This window comes from Persephonella sp. (genome assembly GCF_027023985.1).
Lineage (GTDB): Bacteria > Aquificota > Aquificia > Aquificales > Hydrogenothermaceae > Persephonella_A.
The window spans coordinates 52,646-77,596 of record NZ_JALVTW010000017.1 but is presented as its reverse complement, the minus strand read 5'-3'; the positions used below and the strand labels follow the sequence as shown (position 1 = coordinate 77,596).

Genomic DNA, 24,951 nt, shown 5'->3' with positions numbered 1-24,951 from the left:
TACTAAGAAATTTTAGTAACCTATAACTATTTATGCTAATATTAAGATGTTTGTATATACTTACTAAGTATGCGGGGGAAGTATGAAAATAGCTGTTGTTTTTGGAACGAGGCCTGAAGCTATAAAATTAGCCCCAGTTATTAAACAGTTAAAAGAAAAATTTGAAACTGTAGTTATAAATTCAGGACAACATCATAATCTTGTCCAGCAAATAGTAGATTTTTTCCATATTGATGTGGATTATGACTTAAGGGCTTATGTAACAAAGGATAGAACTCTTCCTCAATTATCGTCTATGCTTATTGAAAATCTGGATAGGGTTTATTCTGAAGTTTCTCCAGATTTTATCATTGTTCAGGGAGACACAATGACAACCTTTACTGCTGCTTTTGTAGGTTTTCTTCACAAAAAACCTGTTGCCCATGTGGAGGCAGGCCTTCGCAGTTTTAGTAAATTTGCTCCTTTCCCGGAAGAGTTAATGAGAGAAATGGTTGGGAGGCTTGCAGATTTGCATTTTCCTCCAACAAAAATAGATAAAAAAAATCTGCTCAGGGAGAATATAAGACCAGATAGAATTTTCCTTGTTGGTAATACGGTGGTTGATGCCCTTAAACTTGGTAGCTCTATTTTAGATGAAAACCAAGTATTTCAGGAACTTGGAGAATATGGAATTACATCAGATATTTTAAAAAATAAAAGATTAATTCTTGTAACTTCCCATAGGAGAGAAAATATCGGTGAACCGCTTGTTAGAATATGTCAGAGTATTAAACATTTAGCCCAAAAGTATCCGGACTTTATTTTTGTATGGTCTATGCATCCTAACCCTGAAGTCAAAAAAATAGTATCTAATCATATGCAAATCAGACCCGATAATATATATATAACTAAACCAGTTTCTTATCCTACTATGATTTATTTGCTTAATAATGCATTTTTGGTGCTTACAGATAGTGGAGGGTTACAAGAAGAAAGTGCCAGTTTAGGTGTTCCTGTGTTAGTTTTAAGAACTGTTACAGAAAGGTCAGTTGTGATAGATGCCGGGGCAGGTTTTCTTGTGGATAGTGACAGGGATAAGATTGAATATTACTTTAACAGGCTTGTTCAGGATAAAGAATTTTATAATGAAGTTTCAAACAAAGGTAAGCACCTTTTTGGAGATGGAACAGCAGCATCAAGGATAAGAAAGCTACTTGAAAAAAATGAACTTCAACAATTTATAAAAGATTATCCATTAACTGAGAAAATGAATTTAGAACGTATAAAGGAGGGCATAGAAATAATATGAAAAAAATAGTCTTTTCAACGGCTTTATTAGGTATTGTAACTATAAACTCTTATGCACTTTCTCCTAAAAGTTTTGAAGTTCAGTATAACTATGAAAGACTTGACCCGTATTCTGATTATGGTGAGTGGAACAGTATTGATATGATGCTTTACGGAAAGGAAGGTGAAACATGGACACCATTTGTAGGTGGAAGTGTCATAGACAGAAAAATAGAAGGAAGTGCAGCTTTAGGTGTTTTAGGTACCTATAAAGACTGGACGGATTGGCTCTATACATACTCTTCAATATCTTTTGGGACAAATTCTGAATATTTACCAAAATATAGACTTGACCATGAATTTAATTTTAAGCTGGGTCCTGAGCAACAGTATGTTTTAACAGCAGCCGGAACATATATAAAATACTGGGACGTTCATAAAGATATCGTTCTTTCCTTAGGGGGAAGTATTTATTATGGAAAGTTTATAGGCACATTCAGATATTTCCATAACATAAGTAAACCGGGAGATGTCCGTTCAACTTCGTATTTGATTAGTCTTGAATATGGAGCAGAAAAAAACCAATGGACATATCTAAATGTATCTTGGGGTAAACAGGCTTATCTTGCTACAAATCTCAGTAATCCGGAAGAGGTAAGAGAAAATTCAACTATTATTGGTATAGGTCATAGACATTGGCTAAACAATACTTTTGGTCTAATAGGAGAACTTGAGTATATGAGACTTGAAGATTCATATAACAAATATAGAATATCCGGAGGAGTTTTTATAGATTTTTAAGTCATGAATAGAAAAGATAACCTCAAGGAAAAAATATTACCCCATAGGGCATATAGAATAATTAAGCTTGATACCTTTGAATTAATAGGAAGTTTTGTAGCTATTTTTCTTGTTTTTATAGCGGTATTTACATTTTTTCCTCTTATACTGGAAAAAGGCATAGAATTTTGTAAACAGTTTTTAGATACACTTTATGTGTCTGCAGTATTTGATATTAATCACAAAAATTTTTTAATCTTTGATGTTCCCTATATAGAAACATACGGTAAATACCCTACAAAAAGTTTTTCTATTGTGACATTAATTGTTTCTTTTATACTTGCAATCATACTTTATAAAAATAAATACTTAAAAAATATATCTATGACAATTTTTGTCCTGGTATTTATAAATATTCTTTCATCTTTGTATTTTATATTTTTCCCTCAGTATTTTCCCTATAGTTTATCCAGTTTTTCATATTTATACATTAGCACATCTGTTGTAAATTGGGCTGTTCTTATGTTTATTTTTGGTTTGTTGATTGCACCTATTCCCGCCAACTTTTTCTTAAAAATAGTTGTTTATGTATTGATAAGCCTATCTGTAATAGTGCTGGGATTTCTAAGATATTTATTAATAATCATAGTCCTTAAGGAATATACATATATATTTATGCCTGTGCTCTTTTTAGGTTTTGGCATCATTGTTGACTATATATATGCTGTAATGCTTTATGGATTTTTTGTAAGTTTTGTAACAGCTTCTTTACTTAAAAAGGTTGATGAGTGGCGATGGGTGGAATAATTATTTTGATACTTAAAGGTTATATACTTGCTGTAGCCGGTCTGTGTGCCTTATATGCTATAAGGCATCTTATATTTGCTTACGACAGACTTCTTGGAAAACAGAGAATATTTTACGGTGACATAATTGATGATGAACTGCCTTCTATTTCAGTTCTTGTTCCGATGCATAATGAAGAGAAAGTGGCACCTAATATACTGAAACTGCTGGTAGAGGCAGATTATCCTAAGGATAGATATGAAATAATTCCTATAAACGACCATTCCGAAGATAAAACAAAGGAAATAGTTGATGAGTTTGCACAGAAATATAGTTTTATTCATCCATTACATAGATATACAGGAAAAAGGGGTAAACCGGCTGGCTTGAATGATGCATTAAAAATTGCAAAGGGAGAAATTGTCCTCATATTTGATGCTGATTATTTGCCACCAAAAGGGATAATTAAAGAACTTGCAGTTAATTTTAAAGACCCAATTGTGGGAGCAGTTATGGGAAGAGTTATCCCTATTAATGCAGATAAAAATCTTCTTACAAAACTACTTGATTTAGAAAGATGTGGAGGATATCAGGTTGACCAGCAAGCAAGATATAATTTGAATTTGATACCCCAATATGGTGGAACAGTTGGAGGATTTAGAAAGGATATAGTATTAGAAACAGGCGGTTTTGATGAGAATGTTTTAGCAGAAGATACAGAGTTAACATACAGAATGTATACTTCAGGCTATAAAGTTGTTTATGCAAACAGAGCAGAATGCTGGGAAGAAGCTCCTGAAGACTGGGATGTCCGTGCAAGACAGGTCAAAAGATGGTCAAGGGGACATAATCAAGTAATGTTTAAATACTTTTTCAAAGTCCTTAAATCAAAATATCTCACATTTTTCCAAAAATTTGATGGAATTCTGCTTTTAATGGTTTATCTAATACCTGCATTATTACTACTTGGCTGGTTAGACCTGTTTATTCTATTTTTCTTAGGGGATATAAATATAATTGCTCCTGTATTTGTAATGCTTGTTCTCCTCCTTTTTTCTGGATTTGGAAACTTTGCTCCATTTTATGAAATAGCTACAGGAACTATGATTGATGGTCTTACTAAAAGGGTTAGATTATTACCATTTTTAATGTTTAATTTTGTTTTCAACGGAATTTATATCTCTCTGGGTTTCTTGCAGGCCTTTCTTGATTTCATAAAAAGAGATAGAGAGGTTCACTGGGATAAAACAGAGAGATTTAGAGAAGAAGAGGTAACAAGTTGATTGAAGTTGTTTTTTTCTTAATATTCTTCCTGTTTGTTTTCCCTTTTGCTTTTAGTTATGTGCTTGCTTCAGGAAAAGAGCGACTTAATATAGATCTAAATTACACAAAAAATCCCAGATATTTTGCTGTATCTTTTAGAAAAAAAGTAACAAGAGCATTAACTCTGGCCTCAGCTATAACAAAAGATTCCCGCGTAGAAGTTCAATTATCAAAAAAAGAATATATAAAATACGGGAAATTTAATAATTTAACATTTAGTCTTTTCCCAAATCATATCTATGTAATAAATAATAGAAGTTTCACAATTAAAAAAGGAACCATAATCAAAAAAGAGATATATGCCCTTTATGATTTGGTAATAGAAGAAGATTGTTTCTTAAGAGCCGTTGCTTGTGATGGAAACTGCACAATCCAAAATGATGTAATTATTGTTAGATGGATAGATGCGATAAAAAGTCTCAAAGTTGGCTCAGGATGTTCGCTGGGGGTTGTCGGTTCATCAAAAGGTAATTTACATCTTGGAAAAAATAATGTATTCACAAGGTTATACGGATATCCTGTTACCACTTATGGAGTTAAAGATCAGGAATATAAAGAATTTTCTTTGGTTATAGAAGGAAGTCTTAGGGAAAATCCAGTAGAACTTGAAGGAACAAAATCTCAACCTGTTTATGTGAAAGGAGATATATTTTCTGATGAGGATATTAGGTTAAAAAATGTAATAGTAGAAGGGACTATATTTTCATTCAAGAACATATATCTGGAAAATGTTGTAGTAGGCTCTCCAGATAGAAAAGTATCTGTCATTGGAGAAAAAGTAACTCTTGGAGAAAATGTAAAAATATACGGATATATTCAGGCAAATACTAAATATGGGAAGATAGCGTAAAATGAAAAAAATAAACGTATTGCTGGGGATTATTTTATTTTTTTCTGTAACTTTTGCACAGGAATTTAGAGCTTTGATTGTTTATAATCCAAAACAGATAACCAAGAGAAAATATGCGATTAACGCCCTCGAAAGTGTTCTTCAAGAAGAAGGAATTTTATTTTCCAAAATGAGTGCTATTTCTCTTTTGACCTATCCTCCAGAGGAAATCAAAAAGGTATTTCCTGTAATAATTTTTCCTGATGAAGTGGCTCAACAGTTACCGGATGATGTTAGATACTGGAGCGAAGAATATGTAAAAAATGGTGGGAATATTTTTGTTATTTATGATGCAGGAGTTAAAGATATATATGGACACTATAGAGATAGACCGCTTTTTGATAGTTTGGTTGGCGTTAATTATTGTTTGTATCCTAAAGAAGAAGATAAGGCATATACCCTTGGATATTTTAAGTTAAACAAATTTTATCTAAAAGATATAGATATTCCACCGGGAAAAACTATAGATAGCACAATAAGCGGATATAAATATGGAAAGCTAAAATATCCAGTTGCCCTTACCCGTCAGATAGATAGCAGAATTGAAAAAGTTGCTTATGTTTATAACTCTCAATTTCAAGGGATAGGTGCTTCATTAAAAAAATACGGAGAAGGCTCAGCATTTTTTGTTAATCTTCCCCTTTGCCACTTAAAAGCAGTAGGTGATGACCTACTTCTAAGGGCGTTTATAAGATTTTATCTGTTCAGAATTGTTCATATTCCTCACTTATTAAATGTTCCTTATGCAAAAGGAGGGCTTGTTATAAACTGGCATATTGATTCTAATCTTGATTGGAAGTCAATTCCTATGATGATGAAAAAGGGATACTTGAGGAAAGATATAACATATTCAAATCACATTACAGCCGGACCTTTCCTTGAAAAGCCTGGTGATGGTGAGGGTTTTGATGCTTGTGGAAAAGGTAAAAAATTCGCTCTAATAATAAGTAAATATGGAATTACAGGTTCCCATGGAGGATGGGCACATAACTGGTTTGCAAGGAATATATCTCTTGGTAAATTTGGATATAAAGAAATAAAAAAATATATAAAAATGAATAACGAATGCTTAGAAAAAGTAACACACCAAAAGATAGAAGAATATTCCGCCCCAAACGGTGTTCATCCGCAGCCGTTAGTAACAAAAATATTAGAAGAACTTGGGATGAAATGTTATTATTACACAGGAGATTCTGGCTCTTCTCCTAACAGAACTTTCTATAACAAAAAAATGGTTTCTCAAAAAGTCTGGGCATTTCCTGTAACTCCCCTTGGAAACGTTGCTTCCTTTTATGAAATGTCAGTAAAAGGCTATAGTAGACAAAAAGTAGAAAAATGGCTAAAGGGTATGGTTGATTTTGTTATAAATAGAAAAACAATAAGACTTATATATTCTCACCCTTATGATATCCCCCATTACCCTAAAGCAATTTTAAGATTTATTAATTATGCAGAGAAAAAATATAAACAGGGAAAACTTATAGTAAAACCTATGCTTTATTTTGAAAATTACCTTGAGAGATTTGTTAAGACAAAATTTTCCTTTAAAACAAACGGGAATAAATTTACTGTTGATGTGTATAATCCCAAAAGTCTAAAAGGAATACCAATTGCTATTCCAAAAAGAATGTGTGTCGGAAAATTATCCGATGTTCAGGATAGGTATTTTTATTATATAATAATAACTAAAAAAACAAAAAATTTTCATTATGAATGTAAATTGCGATAATCTTCGTCCTCCACTGAATATATGGAAATATTTTTCTAACGTAAAAAATGAAAATTATGTAATTCCTTACATAACCACCCTTACAGCAATTTATCTACTTCTTGAAGATAGAATTCAACTGAATGAAGTTGAAAAATATATCTATTGGTATCTTGATAGAGTAAATATTGGAGATTGCAATGGAATCTCAGGGACAGTTTATGATTTGGAGATAACCCTTGATGGTAATGAAAAGCCCCTTAATATTTATGATTCTGCCGATGGATATGCAGGAACATTTTTAACTCTGACTAATTTATATTGTATGAAGAAAAAAGACTTTTCTATATTTAGAAATAATATTAGCAAATATCTCCATATGGCCTATTTAATAGTTCATCTCAGAGGGCAAAATGGCCTTACAATATCAGACCCTCAGCATCCTGAGAATTATTTAATGAATAATCTTGAGGCTTATGGCGGTTTATTATCAGCATGTTATGCTTTGGGAAAAATATCTCATCCAGATTTTTCTTATTACAGAAAACATGCTGTATCTTTTAATGAGAGTATATGGTGTAATTTTTATGATTTATCCACAGGATATTTCTATTGGGTGATTGAAGATGAAAAAAAATATCCTATAGACCCGAATAAAGTTTATCCGGATGTATATTCCCAGATTTTTCCTGTAGCTTATGGACTTGTTTATAACAGGCCAAAAATACGCCAGAAATTAATTGAGCTGATACAGTATCATCTTAATCCTTTAAAACTGCCGAAAGAACAGTATTTTATGTATAGGTCTATGTTTCCGCTTGAACGGGTTTTTGCTTATATTTCCCAAAAAGTTCTCCCTGAGTTATAAGTTTTCTGTTTAATCTTTTTATCATTTTTTCATCTTTGCCAGGAGCTCTTCCAGCCCTTGTTAAATAGCCACCTGCCATAAGGCAGTTTGCAATTTCCATTGCTTTATCATGATATTCTCTAAGATTTTGTTCTCTACCACCGCACAGCCTTATTTCAGATTGAGGGTTAAAGAATTTGAAAAGGGCTATTATTTTTATGCATTTTTCAGGGGTTAGTTGCTTATTGTTCTCAAGTGGTGTTCCGGGAATAGGGATCAGAAAGTTCAGAGGAATTGAGTCTACATTAAGTTCTCTATATGTCATAGCAAGGTTAACTATATCCTCATCACTTTCCCCTATTCCAAATATTCCACCTGTGCAGGTTGAAAGCCCCACTTTCTGGATTTTTTTGATAGTTTCATATCTTTCTTTCCATGGATGTGTAGTTACAATATTTGGGAAAAATTGTTCAGAGGTTTCCAGATTATGATTAACTCTTTCAACCCCAGCTTCTTTTAGGAGCCTCAGGTCTTCTTCATCAACACTTCCGATTGATACACATACTTTAACAGGTAAATTTTCTTTTATCTCTCTAACTGCTTCGGCTATTTTTTCAACTTCTTCTTTTGTTGCTCTTCTTCCGCTTGTAACTATGCAATATCTGTTTGCTTTGATTGATACAGCTTTCTGTGCACCTTCTATCAGTTCTTCTTTAGGCACGAGGGGATAGGCATTTATTGGAGTAGGATATTTTGAAGACTGGGCACAAAAAGAACAATCTTCTGTGCAGGCACCATTTTTTGCATTTATTAAGGAGCAGAATTCTACTTCATTTTGGAAAACAGTTTCCCTTACTTTTGAAGCTTCTTTTATTAAAAGGTCTAAATATTCATCAGGAATATTTAATATTTTTAGTCCTTCTTCTTTGGTGAGTTTTTCCCCGTTTAGAACTCTTTCTGCAAGACCATTTATAAAATTTTCTATATTATTCATCCTTTACCTCGTTAACTAATGTTTTTAATCAAGTTTACCACATACAAAAATATATTTCCTATTTATAGATATTCTTTTATGAATTTTAGACTGTATAATATTTGCAAAAAGGTTAAAGGAAGTAAAATTGGAAAAATATAAAGTTTTATTGGTAAATGATGATGGCTACCATTCAAAAGGTTTACAGGCAATAAGAGAGGAACTTTTAAATAATAATTTTGAAGTTGTTACTGTTACACCTGATAGAAATATGTCAGGAACAAGCCACTCTTTAACATTTACAAGACCATTAAAAATTGAAAAATTAGAAGAAAATTTTTATTACATAGTTGATGGAACTCCTGCCGATTGCGTCCACCTTGGTTATTATGTTGTTCTGGAAGGTAAAAAACCGGATATTTTGATTTCTGGAATAAATACAGGTCCTAATCTTGGTAATGATATCTTTTATTCCGGGACAGTTGGAGCAGCAAGGGAAGGAACCCTTCTTGGTATTCCTTCGGTAGCTTTTTCTCCGGCTTCGGCAAAAAATCCGGATTTCAAAACAATGGCAAAACTGGCATTGAAAATAGTCAGACAGATATTGAAAAAAGGACTTCCTGATAAGGTTTTCTTAAATGTATCTTTTCCAAACTTACCTGAAGACAAGATAAAAGGATTCATGCTAACCCGTCAGGGTAGAGGAGCGTATAAAGAAGAAATTAAAAAGTATATATCCCCTTCTAAAGAGGTTTATTACTGGATTGGCGGAGAAGAAAGCCTTGAGGAAGAAGGAGAAAAGGGAACAGACTACACAGCTGTTAGAGAAGGTTTTGTTTCTATAACTCCTATAAAACTGGATTTAACTGCTTACGATGGGATAGAGATATTGGAAAAGACAGGATTTCTGTCTTTTTAGTGAATTTTATATTTAAAATTACATTTTAATGGCAGGTGTCTGAGGGGATATCCCCGCGCTCCTGAGTGCCGCGGCATTCTTGTACAGCACCTGCCATTTTTGTAAAAAAGGAATTTCAGGTTTTTAAGCAAAATTACAAGCATTTTTGTCGTATTTAAATATCGTTTCTTTTAAAAGTTGATTAAATCTGTCTATCTCTGGCAGACTTTTCTTAAATTCAAAATTTTTCAGAAATTTTTCATAATATTCTATTTTTTCCTCAATAAATTGGTTTAGTTCCTCAACTTTAGGATGTAAATCCAGTTCCCTCTTTTGCTTTTTGATAACTAATAAATCCTTTATGGCATTTTTAATGTTTTCTTCAATTTTGACATGATTAAAAAGCTCTTCAAATCTTATCGGTGGAACTGTTTTATTTTCTTCTATCCATATTAGCGAAAATATTGGACGGATCACATAAAAATATTTTTTAATTCTAACTTGGTCTGTTTTTAAATAAGTTCTGTAATTGGTTTTTGCCATACTGAGATAGTGATACATTATCGCTTTAGGATTGAATGAAAGGTTTGCAAGGTCTTTTATTTTTTGAAAAAACTCTTCATCTTTTTTATAGATTATCGGAGAATTTAACCACTCAATAATAGATGGATTTGATTTTCTAAGTAAAAATAATGCCTTTTTTAAATCCCAGCCTGCAAAATCTAAAGGGTCTTCTGTGATTTCTATTGTGTCCCTTTGAGGTAATATTGATAAGTAGTAGTCAAGCTTATTTACATAAATAAACCTAATATCATAATCGCTGTCAGGAGATTCAAACCCCCAAGCCCTACTCCCAGATTCGCAGGCATAAAGCACTGTAATATCGTTATCTTTTTCTATTTCTCTTATTTTTTTTAGTATTTTTTTCATTTTAAAGACAAAATTTTGAGTATAGGAAGGAAAATTCTATTTTAAATTCCTGTTTTGTTTCTCTCTTCTGATTGTTCCTGAAGCAGGGAAACATGCTTTCTACCGGCAAAACCTTCTGATACTTTATGCCAGTATTCTATCTTATCTTCCCCTTCCTGCCAGCAGAGATAAATTTCTTCTCCTTTGTGTAAAGCAGGAAAATCTACTAAAAATGGGTCTATTCCTTTAACAACGGCCCCAAAGCTTTCTATTATTTCAATAAGTTCGTTAATCTCTTCATTGGCTTCATTTATTTCTGTTTTGAGAAACATTATTTCCAGTTCGTCGTTGTTACCTTCCAGTTCCTCTTCATAGTTATCTATACTTTTGTATAATCTTTCTCTCTTTTCTTTAATCTCATCTACAAGCAGTTTTATTTGAGGCAAAATGCTATTTGCTTCTTTAACCGTAAAGTATCTCATAACTACCTCCTTTTATAACAAATTATATAGAAAAATAAAAATTTGGCAAATTTACCACCAAACTGGCAAATATGAGTAATCGCAGAAAAGTATTGAAATTTTTTAACTATTATATATTATATACTTAGAAAATTTGATAATGATATTATCAAATTAGGAGGTTTAAAAATGATACAGGTAAGAGTTAGAAATATAGGATTAGATGCTCTAACAGGTGCTCCTATAGTAATGCTTGAAAATATAGAAAATACAGATGAAATATATCCTATCTGGATTGGCGTATCTGAGGCTGAAGGAATTATTATCAAACAAAGTGGTGTTGAAACTCCAAGACCATTAACTTATGACCTGATGAAAAATATAATTGAAACATTAGGTGGCCAGGTTAAGTATGTGGCTGTGATAGATAAAAAAGATAATGCATATATTGCTGAGATTGTTATCGATAAAGATGGAGAAGAACTACATATTGATGCAAGACCAAGTGATGCGATTAATATCGCCCTTAGATTTGATGCACCTATATATCTGGAAGAAAATGTGGTTCAAAAGGTAAGCCTTAAAGAAATACAGGAGGCTATCCAAAAAGCTGAAGCAAAAGAAAAGGCTGAAACTGAAAAAGAAGTTCAGGAAGTCAAAGAAACTACAACAGAAGTTGTAGAAAAACCTGAAGTTGATGAAGAACTGGAACAGTTTAGAAAAATGTTAGAACATATCAAACCTGAGGATTTTGCAATTAAACCAGAAGACAAGAAGGATAAAAATTAATCAAAAGGGGCTGAAAGCCCCTAATTTTTATACTAATCCATATTCAACGAGTAATTCAGCAATCTGAACTGCGTTCGTGGCAGCCCCTTTCCTAAGGTTATCAGCAACTACCCACATTGAAAGACCGTTATCAAATGCAAGGTCTTTTCTAATTCTACCGACAAAAACCTCGTCTTTACCTGCCACTTCTATTGGCATTGGATACATATTGTTTTTAGGGTCATCTTCAACTATTATTCCCGGTGCATTTTTAAGTAGTTCCCTTGCTTCTTCAGGAGTTATAGGTTCTTCTGTTTCTATTGTTACAGCCTCGCTATGACCATAAAAAACAGGAACTCTGGCACAGGTTGCCGAAACTTTTATATCTGGAGCATGCATTATTTTTCTGGTTTCATTGAACATTTTCATTTCTTCTTTGGTGTAGTCATTATCTAAAAATACATCTATATGTGGAATAACATTAAAGGCTATATGATTTGGTAGAGCCTCAGGGTAATAAAACTTACCTTCAAAGTAAGCCCTTGTTTCTTCTTCTAAATCCTTTATTGCTGTAGCTCCTGCACCTGATACAGCCTGATATGTAGCAACTATAACCCTTTTTATTTTTTTAGCTTTGTGTATCGGGTTAAGGGCTACAACCATCTGTATTGTTGAGCAGTTAGGATTTGCGATTATTCCTTTATGCCATTTGACATCTTCAGGGTTTACCTCAGGAACCACCAGCGGAACATCATCGTCCATTCTAAAAGCTGAGCTGTTATCTATAACAACTGCACCCTTTTCTACAGCAATTGGAGCCCATTGTTTACTTCTTGAACCACCTGCAGAAAAAAGGGCTATATCTATTCCTTCAAATGCTTCAGGTGTAACAGCCTCAACTTTATATTTAAGACCCATATATTCCAGTTCTTTACCTGCTGACCTTTCTGATGCCAGAAGTCTAATTTCATCTACCGGAAAATTCCTTTCTTCTAATACTCTGAGCATTGTTTGTCCGACTGCACCTGTCGCTCCAAGTATAGCAATGTTATAATTTTTCATATATGCCTCCTGAAATTGATTTGACAAAAATATTTTACAATAAAGAGGGTTTTTAAATGGGAAAAAGGAAAAAAAATCCCTTTACTATTATCCTTATTTTGACCGGTTTGATGTTCCTTCCATTTTTAGCTTTTTTATTTGATAAATTTTTACAGAGATTAGGTTATTCAACACTATTCTTTGCAGAATTAGGAATAATATCTATGGGATTAGGTTCAGGATTTTTAATCTATTACTTTTTCTTTAGAAATTAAACAGAAAAGGAGGAAAAATGAAAAAAAGAGCTCTTATATCTGTATCAGACAAAAGAGGTGTTGTGGATTTTGCAAAGGCACTTGTTGAACTTGGCTATGAGATTATTTCTTCATCTGGAACAGCAAGGGTTTTAAAGGAAAACAGTATTCCTGTGATTGAAGTCTCTGAAATAACAGGATTTCCGGAAATAATGGGCGGAAGGGTAAAAACACTACACCCTAAAATCCACGGAGGACTTCTTGCAGTCAGAGATAATCCTGAATATATGAAACAGCTTGAGGAACAGGGTATAGAGCCTATAGATATTGTTGCTATAAACCTTTATCCATTTGAGGAAACTGTTAAAAAAGGTGCAGACCTTGATGAAATAATTGAAAACATAGATATCGGCGGCCCTGCAATGGTCAGGGCTTCAGCGAAAAATCATAAATTTGTAACAATCATAGTTGACCCTGATGATTATGATTTTGTTATAAATGAGTTAAGGGAAAAAGGTGAAACAACTTTAGAAACCAGAAGAAGACTTGCCCTTAAAGCTTTCAGACATACTGCCTTTTACGATAGCGTAATTTCGGCAGTCCTAAATGAAAAGTTTGATATAAATGAAAAATTTCCTTATGAGCTTTCTATTCCTGTTAGAAAAAGGGCAACCCTTAGATATGGAGAAAATCCCCATCAGGAAGGGGCTATCTATATATCACCTGTTGAGTATAAGGGACTTTCTATTGCCGAAAGTGAGGTTTTACACGGAAAAGAGATGTCATACAACAACTTCCTTGATGTTGAGGCTGCTGTAAATCTGGTTAAGGAGTTTGACACAACCGCCTGTGTGATTGTTAAGCACAATAATCCATGTGGAGTTGCTGTCAGACCAAATCAGCTTGAGGCGTATAAAGAAGCCCTTGCAAGAGACCCGAAATCTGCCTTTGGTGGAATAGTAGCCTTCAATGAACCTGTAAAACTGGATACAGCAAAAGCTTTAACGGAGATATTCTTGGAGGTTATTATTGCTCCTGATTTTGAAAAGGATGCATTTGAGTATCTTACCCAGAAGAAGAAAAATCTCAGACTGGTAAAAGTTAAAAACTTTGATAAAAATCCGGAAGGTATGGAATACAGAAGAATAAGCGGAGGTCTCCTTGTTCAGGATAGAGATTTAAGATTGTATGAAAAATGGGAAGTTGTAACAAAAAGACAACCAACTCCAGAAGAAGTAGAAGACCTGCTTTTTGCGTGGAAAGTTGTAAAACATGTCAAATCAAATTCTGTTGTGATAGCAAAAGATAAAGCTTCCGTGGGAATTGGTCCCGGCCAAACATCAAGGGTTGATAGTCTGGAAACAGCTGTTAAAAAAGCAAAAGAATTTGGATTTTCAACTGAGGGAGCCGTTTTAGCTTCAGAGGCATTTTTTCCATTCAGAGACAGTGTTGATGAAGCAGCAAAACATGGGATAAAGGCTATAATCCAGCCTGGTGGTTCAATCAGAGACCCTGAGGTAATAGAAGCTGCTGATGAACACGGTATAGCTATGGTATTTACCGGAATGAGACATTTTAAACATTAAATTGATTCAGGTTAAGGATTTATAAATTGGTGTCTTTTATATTTAGGGTAAGTGTATACTAACCAAAAGGGGTTTGTTATGAAAAAATTATTTTTTATGGGAATTGGTTTATCTGTGATGGCATTGCTGTTTTCATGTGGAACAGCAGCTAAAAAAGCTCAACAGACCGCCCAGAAACCCGCCCAGCAAACAATAAGAATTAAAAAAGAATGCCAAAACTATGTAACCAGAATGGAAAAATGCCTCAAAACTGCCAAAGGCAAAAACTACAATGAATTCTGGAAAACCTGTGAAGGCACAGTTATGTGGGATATGTTGAAAGAGTATCAGGATAATGGTTTTTGTTTTGATGAGGACGAGTGTAAGCAAAAGGTTCTGGATGAAATAAACAAATGCAAAGACGAAAGGTTATACCTGTTTAGAAAATATTACAGAAAATAATCATTCCTCAGGGATAACCTTGGCATCATAATATATGTAATCCCGCTGGGAAGGTATCTCAAAATAAACCTTTCCCAGCTTTTTCTCATCCTTATTAAGAATTCCATCAAGATTTTTGTCTATATAACCGTATCCAAATCTATAAGGTCTGGTTTGTTTCTGATATGTCCCTGTTGCTGTGGTGAGTTTTTCTACTTTGAGAAACCTTTTAATTAGTTTTCCACAGCTGTAGAACTCAACAACACCATTTTCAAAACCTATAGTTGTTTCAATTGTTCTTCCTATTATGTTTATTCTTTCTGGAGAAAATAACAATCTATAAACCCAGAAAAGCCCAAAAGCCAGAATAAGTAAAATTACAAAAACTATTATTGCTTTTTTCATAGGACTACCTTCATGTGCTCAGCAGCTGCTTTTGCCCTTTCTCTTGCTTCTTCTATGGTATTTCCTGTGGCAAGGGCTACACCCATTCTTCTTTTTGGTCTGGTTGTAGGTTTCCCAAATATTCTTATTTTTGTGTCAGGAATAGAAAGAGCCTTTTCAAGTCCTTCATAAACAGGTGCAACTCCCCAGTCTGATGCATGGAAGCAGTAAGAAGCTCCTGCAGGAGCAGTCATTTTAATGTCTATTGGTAGACCTAAAATAGCCCTTAGATGTATCTCAAATTCAGACATATTTTGAGAAATCATTGTAACCATACCTGTATCATGTGGTCTTGGGGATATCTCATTAAACCAGACTTCATCCCCTTTAACAAACAGTTCACAACCAAAGATGCCGTAGCCTCCAAGGGCATCTGTGATTTTTTTGGCTATTTCTTTCGCCTTTTCTAAGGCGATAGGGCTCATAGGTTGTGGTTGCCAGCTCTCATGATAGTCTCCCTCGACCTGTATATGCCCAATTGGTTCACAGAAAAGGGTTCCCTGATTTTTAGTTCTAACTGTTAGCAGTGTTATTTCAAAATCAAAATCTATAAACTCCTCAATAATTACTTCCCCGCCTTTACCCCTTGCATTTTCCTGTGCATAATACCAGGCTTTTTCTATCTGAGATTCTTCTTTAACAATACTCTGACCTTTTCCTGAGGAGCTCATAACCGGTTTGACCACTGCAGGTAAACCTATTTCCTTTATGGCTTTTTTATATGTATCAATATCAGATGCAAATCTATACTGGGATGTTTTTAGTCCTACCTCTTCAGCAGATAGTCTTCTGATGCCTATTCTATTCATTGTGTAGTTTGTAGCTTTTGCAGAGGGGATAACCGTATATCCTTCTTTTTCCAGTTCAAGCAGTGTTAATGTATCTATTGCTTCTATTTCAGGCACAATGAAATCAGGTTTTTCCCTGTAAACAATATTTTTTATCTGGTCTCCATTTTTCATATCTATCACATAGTATCTCTGGGCTACCTGCTGGGCTGGTGCGTATTCGTAACTATCAACGGCTATTACTTCTATTCCAAGTCTGAGGGCTTCTATGGCAAATTCTTTTCCCAGTTCTCCGCTACCAAGTAGAAGAATTTTTGTTGCATTATGGGACAAAGGAGTTCCTATAATCATTTTTTGACTCCTGATTTTGATTTTCCAAAAATTATAATACTTAGCTTTGGTTAAATTCTCAAATTTTTCATAGATTACTTCCCATCGGTCGGAAATCCAGTTTTTGTTCACCTTCGGTTCACCCAATTCAAAGAATTGTTAAAACTGTGAGGAGACCGATAATATTTTTTGTTAAAATATTTTTGTTATGAAACTCAAAAGAACGATTAAGCTTGTTGTTAAACCTTCTGAAGAAGAAAAACAAATCCTTTTTAAAACCCTTGAAGAATACAAATTTGCCTACAATTTCGTTGCTGAAATAGGCTGGAAGTTTAAAATTTCTAATTCTATAAAACTTCACAATCTTACTTATACCACTGTTAGAGAAAAAACTTCCTTGCCATCTCAATTGGTTATATCTGCCAGAATGGTAGCTTCTGAAAGTCTCAAATCTGCTTTTAACAGAAAAAAGAAAGGTCTTAAAGTTTCCTACCCTTACTCTAATAATCCAGCCATCAGATATGATAAAAGGTCTTATTCTGTATGGTTTGATAGAGAAGAAATATCTATTGCAACAGTTGAAGGAAGGCTTAAACTCAAAATAAAAATTCCTGAATATTTTAAGCAATATCTTAACTGGGAAATTCGCTCTGCTTTTTTGAAATATGATAAAAGGCTCAAAAAGTTTTTCTTTAACATTGTTGTTGAAAAGGAAATTGAAGAAATTCCTGAAGATAGTACTGTTGTAGGAGTTGATTTGGGACTTTCCAAACTTGCCGTTATATCTACTGCTGATGGAAAAATTAACAAATTTTTTGACGGAGGGCATATAAGAGCCGTATCTGAAAGATACTTTGCTATAAGAAAGAAACTGCAGTCTAAAGGCACTCCTTCTGCAAAAAGACATCTCAAGAAGTTGTCGCAGAGGGAGAAACGGTTTCGGACTGCTATTAACCATAAAATAGCCAAAGAGATTGTTAGTCTTGTTCCTGCTGGTGGAACTATTGTATTGGAGGAGCTTAAAGGAATTAGAGAAAGAATTAAAGTATCCAAAAAGGAAAGGAGATGGATACATAGCTGGAACTTTGCCCAACTTCAACAGTTTATAGAGTATAAAGCTCAAAGCAAAGGAATAAAGGTTGTGTATATCAACCCTAAATACACTTCTCAAAGATGTAGTAAGTGTGGACATATAAGTAAGTCCAATAGGAAAGATCAATCTCACTTTAAATGCTCCTCCTGTAGATACACTATTAATGCTGACCTTAATGCCAGCAGGAATATAGCAATTAACTATCTGGTCTCTCAAAAAGAGAGACTGGGGCACAGGGTAGCAAGTCTCCCTGTGTGGGCTGTTGTCAACCAGCCTAATGTAAGGAGGGATGGCTAATTTTTCCCATAGCTAACCTCACTTACAAGCCTCGTTCTTTAAGACGAGGTAGTTGATATTCTTCTGGTAAGCTATTTTTGAAATTTTTTGAGGGGTAGATAATAAATGCCGCTTTATATAAAAATTGCCTTAAAATATCTGCTTTCTTTAAAATCAAAGGCTTTATCATTTATGACAGTTATATCATTTATAGGTATTACCGTTGGTGTATCTGCTTTATTAATTACACTTGCGGTTATGAGTGGTTTTCAATGGGGATTAAAAGAAAAATTGCTGGAAACATCTCCACACATTGTTATTTTTAAAATAACAGGCAAGTTCACAGAGTATAAAGATTTATATCCTTATTTTAAAGAAATAAAAGATGTTGTTGATTTTCAGCCCTTTGTTTATTCACAAGCACTAGCTTCTAAAGGTGGAAATGTAAAATCTATAACAATCAGAGGTGTTGACCCGGATAAAGATAAAAAGATAATGGGTTTAAACACAAAAATAATTGCCGGTAATTATGATGATTTAAAAAAACCAAACCATGTTCTGATTGGAAAAGATGTTGCTATATCCCTTGATGTCTGGGTAGGGGACAGCTTTAAGATAATGTCTCCTTTTGGTAGAAAAACTCCCCTTGGCTTTATACCAAAAATCAAAAAGGTCTATGTAGCAGGAATAGTTGATTTTGGTATGTATGAGTATGACTCAACCTATGTCCAGATGCCACTGAGAGAAGCCCAGAAATTTTTTGATATGAAAGATGCAATAACGGGAATTCAGATAAAGGTAAAAGACCCGTTTAAAGCTGATGTTGTAAAAAAGGAATTGGAGAAATATCTGTCTTATCCATATCTTATTCGTTCATGGATGGATTTAAATAAAAGTCTGTTTCAGGCACTTCAACTGGAAAAACTGGCGATGTTTATGGTTATAGCTTTGATTGTCCTTGTAGCATCTTTTAATATCTCAAGTCTGCTTATAACAAAGGCCAGAGAAAAGAGAAAAGATATTGCTATCCTCAAAACAATTGGAGCAGACAGCAGATTTATACTAAAGGTTTTCTTATGGCAGGGACTTTTGATAGGGATAACAGGAACAGTTGTAGGAACAATAATAGGACTGACGGTAATATATGTTGCGGACACATACCATCTGATAAAGCTAAATCCGGAAGTCTATATGATAAGCTATTTACCTCTAAAAATATCATTTATTGATATATCTGCCGTTTTTGTGTCATCCCTGCTGATATGTTTTGTGTCCTCAATTCTACCTGCATATTTTGCATCAAAGGAGCTTCCTGCTGAGGTTTTAAGATATGAGTAGTGCAATAAAAACAGAAAATCTACGAAAAGTTTATCATCTGGAAGGGGCAGAGATAAATGCCCTTAAAGGTATAAACCTTGAAATAGAAGATGGGGAAATGGTTGCCCTGATGGGTCCTTCAGGCTCAGGAAAAAGCACGCTTTTACATCTTCTTGGGGGAATAGATATACCAACAGGAGGAAAGGTTTTTATAAAAGGTAAAGATATTTTTCATTTACCGGAGAAACAGTTATCAAGGTTTAGGAATGAAAATATAGGATTTGTTTTCCAGTTCCATTATTTACTTCCGGAATTTACAGCACTTGAAAATGTTATGCTTCCTGCTGAAATTTATAAGAAAAAGGAAGCAGAAAAAAAAGCTAAAGAAATTCTGGTAAGATTAGGTTTAGAACACAGATTGGAACACAGACCATCCCAGATGTCAGGAGGTGAGCAACAAAGGGTAGCAATAGCAAGAGCAATTATAAACAATCCGGAAATCTTACTGGCAGATGAGCCAACAGGAAATCTGGATAGTGAAAACAGCAAAATAGTTATGAACATTTTAAAAGAAATGAACGAAAAATATAGTGTGACAATGGTCATTGCAACTCATGATATGGAAGTGGCAGAATACTGTAGTAGAATTATCAAACTTAAAGATGGCAAGCTAATAGAGGCTTGAAAAATTTTTCACAATATATATTTTTTGTGCTAAACAAAAAGAAAACAATGAGGTGTAATAGATATGTTTGAAAAATTTACAGAAAGAGCGAGAAAAGTAATACTTAATGCGAGAGAAAAAGCTTTAGAATATAGAAGCAACTATCTGGGAAGTGAACATCTTCTTCTTTCATTACTGGAAGAAGAGGATATTCCTGTTCTGGTTTTATCCAGATTTGGACTTACAGTAGATAAAGTAAAGAGAACCCTCACATCCCAGATGGTTCATGGTAGCCATTCAGGTGAAGTTTTATTTGCACCTGATGCAAAAAGAGTATTAGAGTTTGCTGTTGAAGAGGCAAGAATACTTCACCATCAATTTGTTGGTCCTGAACATCTTCTTATAGGAATAGTTCGGGAAAAAACAGGACTTGGTGGTAGAGTCCTAAGGGGCTTTGGTATTGATGAATATTCCATAAGAAAAGAAATTCTCCAGATACTTGGAGAAATACCACCTCAGGAACAGGTTAAACAGGTTCCAACACCTAATATTGATAGATTTTCAAGAGATTTAACTGCACTTGCAAGGGAAGGAAAACTTGACCCTGTAATTGGTAGAGATAAAGAGATAGACAGGGTTATACAGATACTTTCCAGAAGAAGAAAAAACAACCCTGTTTTAATAGGTGAGCCGGGTGTAGGTAAGACATCTATAGTAGAAGGTTTAGCCCAGAGAATAGCAAATAAAGAAGTCCCAGAGCCGCTGCAATCTAAAAGAATTGTAGCCCTTGACCTTGCTGCACTTGTTGCAGGAACAAAATACAGAGGCCAGTTTGAAGAAAGGCTGAAAAATATTCTGAAAGAACTGGAAAAGGCACCTTACATCATTCTGTTTATAGATGAGCTTCACACACTTGTTGGTGCAGGAGCTGCAGAAGGTTCAATTGATGCCTCAAATATGCTTAAACCTGCACTGGCAAGGGGCGAGATACAGGTAATCGGAGCAACAACAATTGATGAATACAGAAAATATATAGAAAAAGACGGAGCACTGGAAAGAAGATTTCAGCCTGTTTTAGTAGAACCTCCAACCCCAGAAGATACCATTAAGATACTTATGGGGCTTAAGAAAAAGTTCGAAGAATTCCACGAAGTAGAATACACAAAATCAGCTATAGAAAAAGCCGTTGACTACTCTGTCAAATACATAACAGACAGACAGCTTCCGGATAAAGCTATAGACCTGATTGATGAGGCAGGTGCATGGGTAAGAATTAGAGAAATGGAACTGCCTCCTAAACTGAGGAAGATAGAGGAAAAAATTAAGAAAATAGAAGAAGAAAAAGCAAAAGCAGCGAGAGAACAGGACTATGAAAAAGCAGCAAGACTAAGAGATGAAGAGTTAAAACTCAGGGCAAAATTTGAAACCCTTAAGGCAGAATGGAAGGAAAAAAGAAAGGTTAAAAAACCAAAAGTTAAAGATAAAGATATTGCACAGGTAGTTGCAAAATGGACAGGTATTCCTGTTGCAAGACTTACAGAAAGTCAGGCAGAAAAACTGCTTCATATTGAAGAAGAATTACACAAAAGGGTTGTTGATCAGAATGAAGCAATTGAGGCAATTTCCAAAGCAATTAGAAGAAATAGCGTAGGCCTGAAAGGAAGCCACAGACCAATTGGAGTATTTATGTTCCTTGGTCCAACAGGTGTAGGTAAAACAGAAACAGCTAAAGCACTTGCAGAATACCTGTTTGGAACTGAGGATGCCTTAATCAGATTTGATATGTCTGAGTATATGGAAAAACATACAGTATCCAGACTAATAGGTGCACCTCCGGGATATGTTGGATACGAGGAAGGAGGACAGCTTACCGAAGCAGTCAGAAGAAGACCTTATTCTGTGATACTGTTTGATGAAATAGAAAAAGCACATCCAGATGTATTTAACATCTTCCTACAGATTTTTGATGATGGAAGGCTTACAGACTCGTTCGGTAGAGTTGTTGATTTCAGCAATACAATCATTATTATGACATCAAACCTTGGGGCAAGGTTGATACTTGAAAGTGGCAGAATGGGATTTGAACAAAAATCCGGAATGCTTGATTATGAAGAGATGAAAAAGAATGTTCTCCAGCAGGTTAAGAAACATTTCAGCCCAGAATTCCTGAACAGACTTGATGAGATAATCGTATTCAAGCCATTGGACAAAGAAGTAATGAAAGGTATAATTGATATACAACTTAAAGAGATTAATAAAAGGCTGAAAGAATGGGGAATAACTGTAAAACTTTCCAAGAAGTTTGTGGATTATCTGATAGAAAAAGAATTCAGACCGGAATTTGGAGCAAGGTCTATCAAAAGAGCACTGCAATCACTGGTGGAAGACCTGCTGGCAGAAGAGATACTGAAAGGCAAACTACCACCTGGTTCAGTGGCAGAAGTGATAGTGAAAAAAGACGGTTCAGTTGGTATAAAAGTGAAAAAACAAAAACAAACCAAGAAAAAAGAAAAAGAAGTAGCAACCACATAAATGTAATAGGGGGATTAATCCCCCTTTTTTTTATTCTATTTATTTTATTCTCTCCTATCTCAATCAAAGCACAGGAGAATAATCAAAACCTTAAAGCAGGCAGTCTTGCTGAAGAAGTAAACAAAATATACCGACTAAGAAAAGTAGAAATCAAAGGTCTTAAATATGTTAATCCTCAGCTTATATATCCTTTGATTACTATTGGTAAAGGTGCAATAGTTACAAGGGATAATGTTGCTCAAATCATAAGAGACCTTTATAAACTGGGATATTTCCAAGATATAGAGGCATACACAAGATACACAGAAAACGGAATTGACCTAATATTTGTATTTAAAGAACTTCCTGTTGTCCAAAAAATAGAGTTTGAAGGTAATGAAGAAATTTCAGATGAAGACTTGCTGCAAGTTTTGGGTATAATGACCAAAGAAAGAACAGAATCAGGTATGATGCTTCCCTTTTCAACGATAGGTCCTGAACTTGCAGATAAACTAGCCTCTATTCGTAGAGGTTTAGGAAGAGTATTCTCCCCTGATGAAATTAACAAAATGATTCAGGCTATTAAGAAAAAATATGAAAAAGAAGGTTTTTACAACGTAAAAGTATCTTACTACTTTAAGGGCTCAACCCTTGTATTTAAGATAGATGAAGGCCAGAGAGCATACATAGCAAAAATAGATATAGTAGGCAATAAACAACTGGAAGATGATGAGATTAAAGATGTTATGGAAACCAAAGAGCGTAGTATCTGGAAACTTAGATTTCATCCCCGTCTCCAGAAAGATGTTCTTCTTGAGGATATAGAAAGAATTAGGGATTTATATATCAAAAAAGGATTTTTTGAGGTTCAGATTGATAAACCGGAGATTAAACTGAAAAACGGAGAAGAATATTACATAACAATAAAAATACATGAAGGACCTAGATACAGACTTTCTGGAATTGAATTTAAAAATAATAATTACTATACAGATGAAGAGCTGATTAAAAAATTCAAAGATGATATAAAAATCGGGGATTATTACAACGGCGAAATTATAGAAAGAATTAAAAAAGAAGTAACAAATAAATACACAGACCTTGGTTTTATATTCGCAATGGTATTTGATGAAAAAGTTCTGGACAAAAAAGCCAAAAAAGTAAAAGTAGTATATGACATACAGCCAGGAAAAGTATTTTACGTAGATAAAATAGATATTTCAGGGAACTATGAATCAAGAGATTATGTGATAAGAAGGGAGCTTAGATTTGCCCCGGGAGATTTATTTAAAAGACAGTCTATATATCGAAGCCAGTCCAGACTTTATGCCCTTGGTTTTTATGATGCAATAGGTTTTGATCCCCATGTAAAAGAACAGGAAGGAAAAATAGACGTAGACGTAAAAGTAAAAGAAAGATTTACAGGCCAGATTTCCGTTGGGGCAGGATATAGCCAGCTAACAGGATTTTCTGCATTTTTATCCCTTAGAAAAGGTAATTTCTTAGGAACAGGTGATACAGCAGGTATTTCTATTACAATTGGTTCTGATTATAGAAATAACTCTATTTCTTATTTGCACAGATGGGCTTTTTACAAACCTGTAGACCTTGGTTTTAATCTGTATGACAGGTATGTTGATTACACAACATTTGTATCGGAAAAACAAGGATTTTCTCCTACATTGTCATGGGAACTGTCTGAATACTGGAGAATAGGAACGGGTATAACAATAGAAAGGGGAAAATATAAGGATATTACAGAAGATGCTCCATATAGAATAAAAGCACAGGCAGGAAGTTACAGTCTGGTGGCTACATATCTAAACCTAAGCCGTTCAGACATAGATAACCCAATATTACCCACAAGAGGAAGCAATTTCAGTATTACATTTAAAGTGGGATATGGCACAAGGGGTTTTTATAAAGCGGCTGTTAGTTATTCAAAAATCTTCCCTGATGAGATTTTTTATACAGACTGGATTTTATCTTTAAAAGGCAGATATGGAATAGTTGAGAAAATGAAAGACAAAATTCCTCTTGATGAATATTTCTTCGTAGGTGGTGATTTTACAATTAGGGGCTTTGATTACGGTATGGCAGGACCTTATGACAGCAACAAAGACCCTATAGGTTCAAAGCAGCAAATTATATTCAATGCACAGCTATCACATCCAATAGCAGAAAAATTCCTGTGGGGATATATTTTCACAGATATGGGAAAAGGTTATGATAATGGAAATCCATTTGATAACTGGTTTTACTCTGTCGGTGGTGGTATAAAAATAGTCACCCCAATGGCACCGATTGATATTTATTATGGTAAAGTGTTAAATGCACCTGCAGGCGTAAGTGATTCAAGAATAGGATTTGTTCTTGGAACATTTTTCTAAGGACACCTCAGAAACACTATAAAAAATAATAAAACCTAACAAAATGTTTCTGAAAGTGTCCTTCGCCTATCAGATGATAGGGAAATACTATCGGCTATGTCCTTTAAAGTGCTGGAATGTTTTAGAGGCTTTTTGTAGTTTGTTAACTGCTGATTTTTTGCTTATTTGAATACTGAGGGTTAGTGTTATACTGTTCATTAGATACTTTTTTATATTATTTGTTGTTTTA

23 protein-coding genes are annotated in these 24,951 nt (G+C 34.2%); 17 read left to right on the top strand and 6 right to left on the bottom strand.

What is annotated here, in order from left to right; all coding sequences use genetic code 11:
* Positions 1 to 82: 82 nt before the first annotated feature.
* From wecB to MVE07_RS05055, 7 genes are read left to right on the top strand one after another with little or no spacing between them, the layout of a single operon-like run.
* Entirely contained in the window at positions 83 to 1,288 is a 1,206-nt protein-coding gene (gene wecB / locus MVE07_RS05085; protein WP_297454914.1) for a UDP-N-acetylglucosamine 2-epimerase (non-hydrolyzing), read from the top strand.
* Positions 1,285 to 2,067 (top strand): YaiO family outer membrane beta-barrel protein, encoded by a 783-nt coding sequence (locus MVE07_RS05080; protein ID WP_297454911.1) that lies wholly within the window; start codon positions 1,285 to 1,287, stop codon positions 2,065 to 2,067. Before wecB ends, MVE07_RS05080 begins: the two co-directional genes overlap by 4 nt.
* A gap of 3 nt (positions 2,068 to 2,070) precedes the next feature.
* Positions 2,071 to 2,853, top strand: coding sequence for a hypothetical protein (locus MVE07_RS05075; RefSeq protein ID WP_297454909.1), 783 nt, complete (start codon positions 2,071 to 2,073; stop codon positions 2,851 to 2,853).
* Positions 2,841 to 4,115, top strand: a complete 1,275-nt coding sequence (locus MVE07_RS05070; RefSeq protein WP_297454907.1) for a glycosyltransferase family 2 protein — start codon at positions 2,841 to 2,843, stop codon at positions 4,113 to 4,115. The genes MVE07_RS05075 and MVE07_RS05070 overlap by 13 nt, the downstream gene beginning before the upstream one ends.
* The gene (locus MVE07_RS05065) at positions 4,112 to 5,005 is read left to right on the top strand and encodes a hypothetical protein (protein WP_297454904.1); all 894 of its coding nucleotides are present in this window, start codon (positions 4,112 to 4,114) and stop codon (positions 5,003 to 5,005) included. Before MVE07_RS05070 ends, MVE07_RS05065 begins: the two co-directional genes overlap by 4 nt.
* A 1-nt stretch (position 5,006) precedes the next feature.
* Complete coding sequence (locus tag MVE07_RS05060; protein ID WP_297454901.1) at positions 5,007 to 6,773, top strand: hypothetical protein; 1,767 nt, start codon at positions 5,007 to 5,009, stop codon at positions 6,771 to 6,773.
* Positions 6,754 to 7,620 (top strand): hypothetical protein, encoded by an 867-nt coding sequence (locus MVE07_RS05055; protein ID WP_297454899.1) that lies wholly within the window; start codon positions 6,754 to 6,756, stop codon positions 7,618 to 7,620. Before MVE07_RS05060 ends, MVE07_RS05055 begins: the two co-directional genes overlap by 20 nt.
* On the opposite strand, the gene bioB is transcribed toward MVE07_RS05055, so the two are convergent.
* A complete protein-coding gene (gene bioB / locus MVE07_RS05050) occupies positions 7,559 to 8,593 on the bottom strand; it encodes a biotin synthase BioB (RefSeq protein WP_297454896.1) in 1,035 nt (344 codons plus the stop codon). The two genes, MVE07_RS05055 and bioB, sit on opposite strands and share 62 nt — an antisense overlap.
* 127 nt (positions 8,594 to 8,720) lie before the next feature.
* Between bioB and surE the strand changes: the two genes are divergently transcribed.
* Entirely contained in the window at positions 8,721 to 9,491 is a 771-nt protein-coding gene (gene surE, locus MVE07_RS05045; RefSeq protein ID WP_297454893.1) for a 5'/3'-nucleotidase SurE, read from the top strand.
* Between the two features lie 123 nt (positions 9,492 to 9,614).
* Here the strand turns inward: surE and MVE07_RS05040 are convergent, their stop codons facing one another.
* Both MVE07_RS05040 and MVE07_RS05035 read right to left on the bottom strand, forming a co-directional pair.
* Complete coding sequence (locus MVE07_RS05040; RefSeq protein ID WP_297454890.1) at positions 9,615 to 10,400, bottom strand: nucleotidyltransferase domain-containing protein; 786 nt, start codon at positions 10,398 to 10,400, stop codon at positions 9,615 to 9,617.
* A gap of 41 nt (positions 10,401 to 10,441) precedes the next feature.
* On the bottom strand, positions 10,442 to 10,861 hold the full coding sequence (locus MVE07_RS05035) for a DUF2203 domain-containing protein (RefSeq protein ID WP_297454887.1): 420 nt from the start codon (positions 10,859 to 10,861) through the stop codon (positions 10,442 to 10,444).
* Positions 10,862 to 11,029: 168 nt separating this feature from the next.
* Between MVE07_RS05035 and MVE07_RS05030 the strand changes: the two genes are divergently transcribed.
* Positions 11,030 to 11,629 carry a bifunctional nuclease family protein gene (locus MVE07_RS05030; RefSeq protein ID WP_297454884.1) on the top strand — a complete coding sequence of 200 codons (600 nt, stop codon included), beginning with the start codon at positions 11,030 to 11,032 and terminating at the stop codon, positions 11,627 to 11,629.
* A 27-nt stretch (positions 11,630 to 11,656) separates the two neighbouring features.
* Here the strand turns inward: MVE07_RS05030 and MVE07_RS05025 are convergent, their stop codons facing one another.
* On the bottom strand, positions 11,657 to 12,670 hold the full coding sequence (locus MVE07_RS05025) for an aspartate-semialdehyde dehydrogenase (protein WP_297454881.1): 1,014 nt from the start codon (positions 12,668 to 12,670) through the stop codon (positions 11,657 to 11,659).
* Positions 12,671 to 12,726: 56 nt separating this feature from the next.
* Between MVE07_RS05025 and MVE07_RS05020 the strand changes: the two genes are divergently transcribed.
* The 3 genes from MVE07_RS05020 to MVE07_RS05010 all read left to right on the top strand — a co-directional run bounded on the left by MVE07_RS05020 (position 12,727) and on the right by MVE07_RS05010 (position 14,930).
* Positions 12,727 to 12,924 (top strand): hypothetical protein, encoded by a 198-nt coding sequence (locus MVE07_RS05020; protein ID WP_297454878.1) that lies wholly within the window; start codon positions 12,727 to 12,729, stop codon positions 12,922 to 12,924.
* Between the two features lie 17 nt (positions 12,925 to 12,941).
* Positions 12,942 to 14,489: a bifunctional phosphoribosylaminoimidazolecarboxamide formyltransferase/IMP cyclohydrolase gene (gene purH, locus MVE07_RS05015; RefSeq protein ID WP_297454875.1), complete on the top strand. Its 1,548-nt coding sequence runs from the start codon at positions 12,942 to 12,944 to the stop codon at positions 14,487 to 14,489.
* A 78-nt stretch (positions 14,490 to 14,567) separates the two neighbouring features.
* Complete coding sequence (locus tag MVE07_RS05010) at positions 14,568 to 14,930, top strand: hypothetical protein (protein WP_297454872.1); 363 nt, start codon at positions 14,568 to 14,570, stop codon at positions 14,928 to 14,930.
* On the opposite strand, the gene MVE07_RS05005 is transcribed toward MVE07_RS05010, so the two are convergent.
* Both MVE07_RS05005 and purT read right to left on the bottom strand, forming a co-directional pair.
* The gene (locus tag MVE07_RS05005) at positions 14,931 to 15,314 is read right to left on the bottom strand and encodes a hypothetical protein (RefSeq protein WP_297454869.1); all 384 of its coding nucleotides are present in this window, start codon (positions 15,312 to 15,314) and stop codon (positions 14,931 to 14,933) included.
* Complete coding sequence (gene purT / locus MVE07_RS05000) at positions 15,311 to 16,492, bottom strand: formate-dependent phosphoribosylglycinamide formyltransferase (RefSeq protein WP_297454866.1); 1,182 nt, start codon at positions 16,490 to 16,492, stop codon at positions 15,311 to 15,313. The genes MVE07_RS05005 and purT overlap by 4 nt, the downstream gene beginning before the upstream one ends.
* A 187-nt stretch (positions 16,493 to 16,679) precedes the next feature.
* Between purT and MVE07_RS04995 the strand changes: the two genes are divergently transcribed.
* The 5 genes from MVE07_RS04995 to bamA all read left to right on the top strand — a co-directional run bounded on the left by MVE07_RS04995 (position 16,680) and on the right by bamA (position 24,722).
* Positions 16,680 to 17,861 (top strand): transposase, encoded by a 1,182-nt coding sequence (locus tag MVE07_RS04995; protein ID WP_297454863.1) that lies wholly within the window; start codon positions 16,680 to 16,682, stop codon positions 17,859 to 17,861.
* Between the two features lie 105 nt (positions 17,862 to 17,966).
* Positions 17,967 to 19,178 carry an ABC transporter permease gene (locus tag MVE07_RS04990; RefSeq protein ID WP_297454860.1) on the top strand — a complete coding sequence of 404 codons (1,212 nt, stop codon included), beginning with the start codon at positions 17,967 to 17,969 and terminating at the stop codon, positions 19,176 to 19,178.
* On the top strand, positions 19,171 to 19,842 hold the full coding sequence (locus MVE07_RS04985; protein ID WP_297454857.1) for an ABC transporter ATP-binding protein: 672 nt from the start codon (positions 19,171 to 19,173) through the stop codon (positions 19,840 to 19,842). The genes MVE07_RS04990 and MVE07_RS04985 overlap by 8 nt, the downstream gene beginning before the upstream one ends.
* A gap of 63 nt (positions 19,843 to 19,905) precedes the next feature.
* Positions 19,906 to 22,353 (top strand): ATP-dependent Clp protease ATP-binding subunit, encoded by a 2,448-nt coding sequence (locus tag MVE07_RS04980; protein ID WP_297454854.1) that lies wholly within the window; start codon positions 19,906 to 19,908, stop codon positions 22,351 to 22,353.
* Positions 22,350 to 24,722, top strand: coding sequence for an outer membrane protein assembly factor BamA (bamA, locus tag MVE07_RS04975; protein ID WP_297455050.1), 2,373 nt, complete (start codon positions 22,350 to 22,352; stop codon positions 24,720 to 24,722). Before MVE07_RS04980 ends, bamA begins: the two co-directional genes overlap by 4 nt.
* The last annotated feature ends 229 nt before the right edge of the window (positions 24,723 to 24,951 follow it).

Excerpts from the sequence above, each read along its gene's own strand:
- purT (WP_297454866.1), bottom strand. The coding sequence starts at position 16,492 with ATGATTATAGGAACTCCTTTGTCCCATAATGCAACAAAAATTCTTCTA.
- MVE07_RS05030 (WP_297454884.1), top strand. The coding sequence starts at position 11,030 with ATGATACAGGTAAGAGTTAGAAATATAGGATTAGATGCTCTAACAGGT.
- purH (WP_297454875.1), top strand. The coding sequence starts at position 12,942 with ATGAAAAAAAGAGCTCTTATATCTGTATCAGACAAAAGAGGTGTTGTG.
- MVE07_RS05075 (WP_297454909.1), top strand. The coding sequence starts at position 2,071 with ATGAATAGAAAAGATAACCTCAAGGAAAAAATATTACCCCATAGGGCA.
- bioB (WP_297454896.1), bottom strand. The coding sequence starts at position 8,593 with ATGAATAATATAGAAAATTTTATAAATGGTCTTGCAGAAAGAGTTCTA.
- wecB (WP_297454914.1), top strand. The coding sequence starts at position 83 with ATGAAAATAGCTGTTGTTTTTGGAACGAGGCCTGAAGCTATAAAATTA.
- MVE07_RS04980 (WP_297454854.1), top strand. The coding sequence starts at position 19,906 with ATGTTTGAAAAATTTACAGAAAGAGCGAGAAAAGTAATACTTAATGCG.
- MVE07_RS05060 (WP_297454901.1), top strand. The coding sequence starts at position 5,007 with ATGAAAAAAATAAACGTATTGCTGGGGATTATTTTATTTTTTTCTGTA.
- MVE07_RS05070 (WP_297454907.1), top strand. The coding sequence starts at position 2,841 with ATGGGTGGAATAATTATTTTGATACTTAAAGGTTATATACTTGCTGTA.
- MVE07_RS05005 (WP_297454869.1), bottom strand. The coding sequence starts at position 15,314 with ATGAAAAAAGCAATAATAGTTTTTGTAATTTTACTTATTCTGGCTTTT.
- MVE07_RS04995 (WP_297454863.1), top strand. The coding sequence starts at position 16,680 with ATGAAACTCAAAAGAACGATTAAGCTTGTTGTTAAACCTTCTGAAGAA.
- MVE07_RS05040 (WP_297454890.1), bottom strand. The coding sequence starts at position 10,400 with ATGAAAAAAATACTAAAAAAAATAAGAGAAATAGAAAAAGATAACGAT.
- MVE07_RS04990 (WP_297454860.1), top strand. The coding sequence starts at position 17,967 with ATGCCGCTTTATATAAAAATTGCCTTAAAATATCTGCTTTCTTTAAAA.
- MVE07_RS05025 (WP_297454881.1), bottom strand. The coding sequence starts at position 12,670 with ATGAAAAATTATAACATTGCTATACTTGGAGCGACAGGTGCAGTCGGA.
- MVE07_RS05080 (WP_297454911.1), top strand. The coding sequence starts at position 1,285 with ATGAAAAAAATAGTCTTTTCAACGGCTTTATTAGGTATTGTAACTATA.
- MVE07_RS05035 (WP_297454887.1), bottom strand. The coding sequence starts at position 10,861 with ATGAGATACTTTACGGTTAAAGAAGCAAATAGCATTTTGCCTCAAATA.
- MVE07_RS05010 (WP_297454872.1), top strand. The coding sequence starts at position 14,568 with ATGAAAAAATTATTTTTTATGGGAATTGGTTTATCTGTGATGGCATTG.
- MVE07_RS04985 (WP_297454857.1), top strand. The coding sequence starts at position 19,171 with ATGAGTAGTGCAATAAAAACAGAAAATCTACGAAAAGTTTATCATCTG.
- MVE07_RS05020 (WP_297454878.1), top strand. The coding sequence starts at position 12,727 with ATGGGAAAAAGGAAAAAAAATCCCTTTACTATTATCCTTATTTTGACC.
- MVE07_RS05055 (WP_297454899.1), top strand. The coding sequence starts at position 6,754 with ATGAATGTAAATTGCGATAATCTTCGTCCTCCACTGAATATATGGAAA.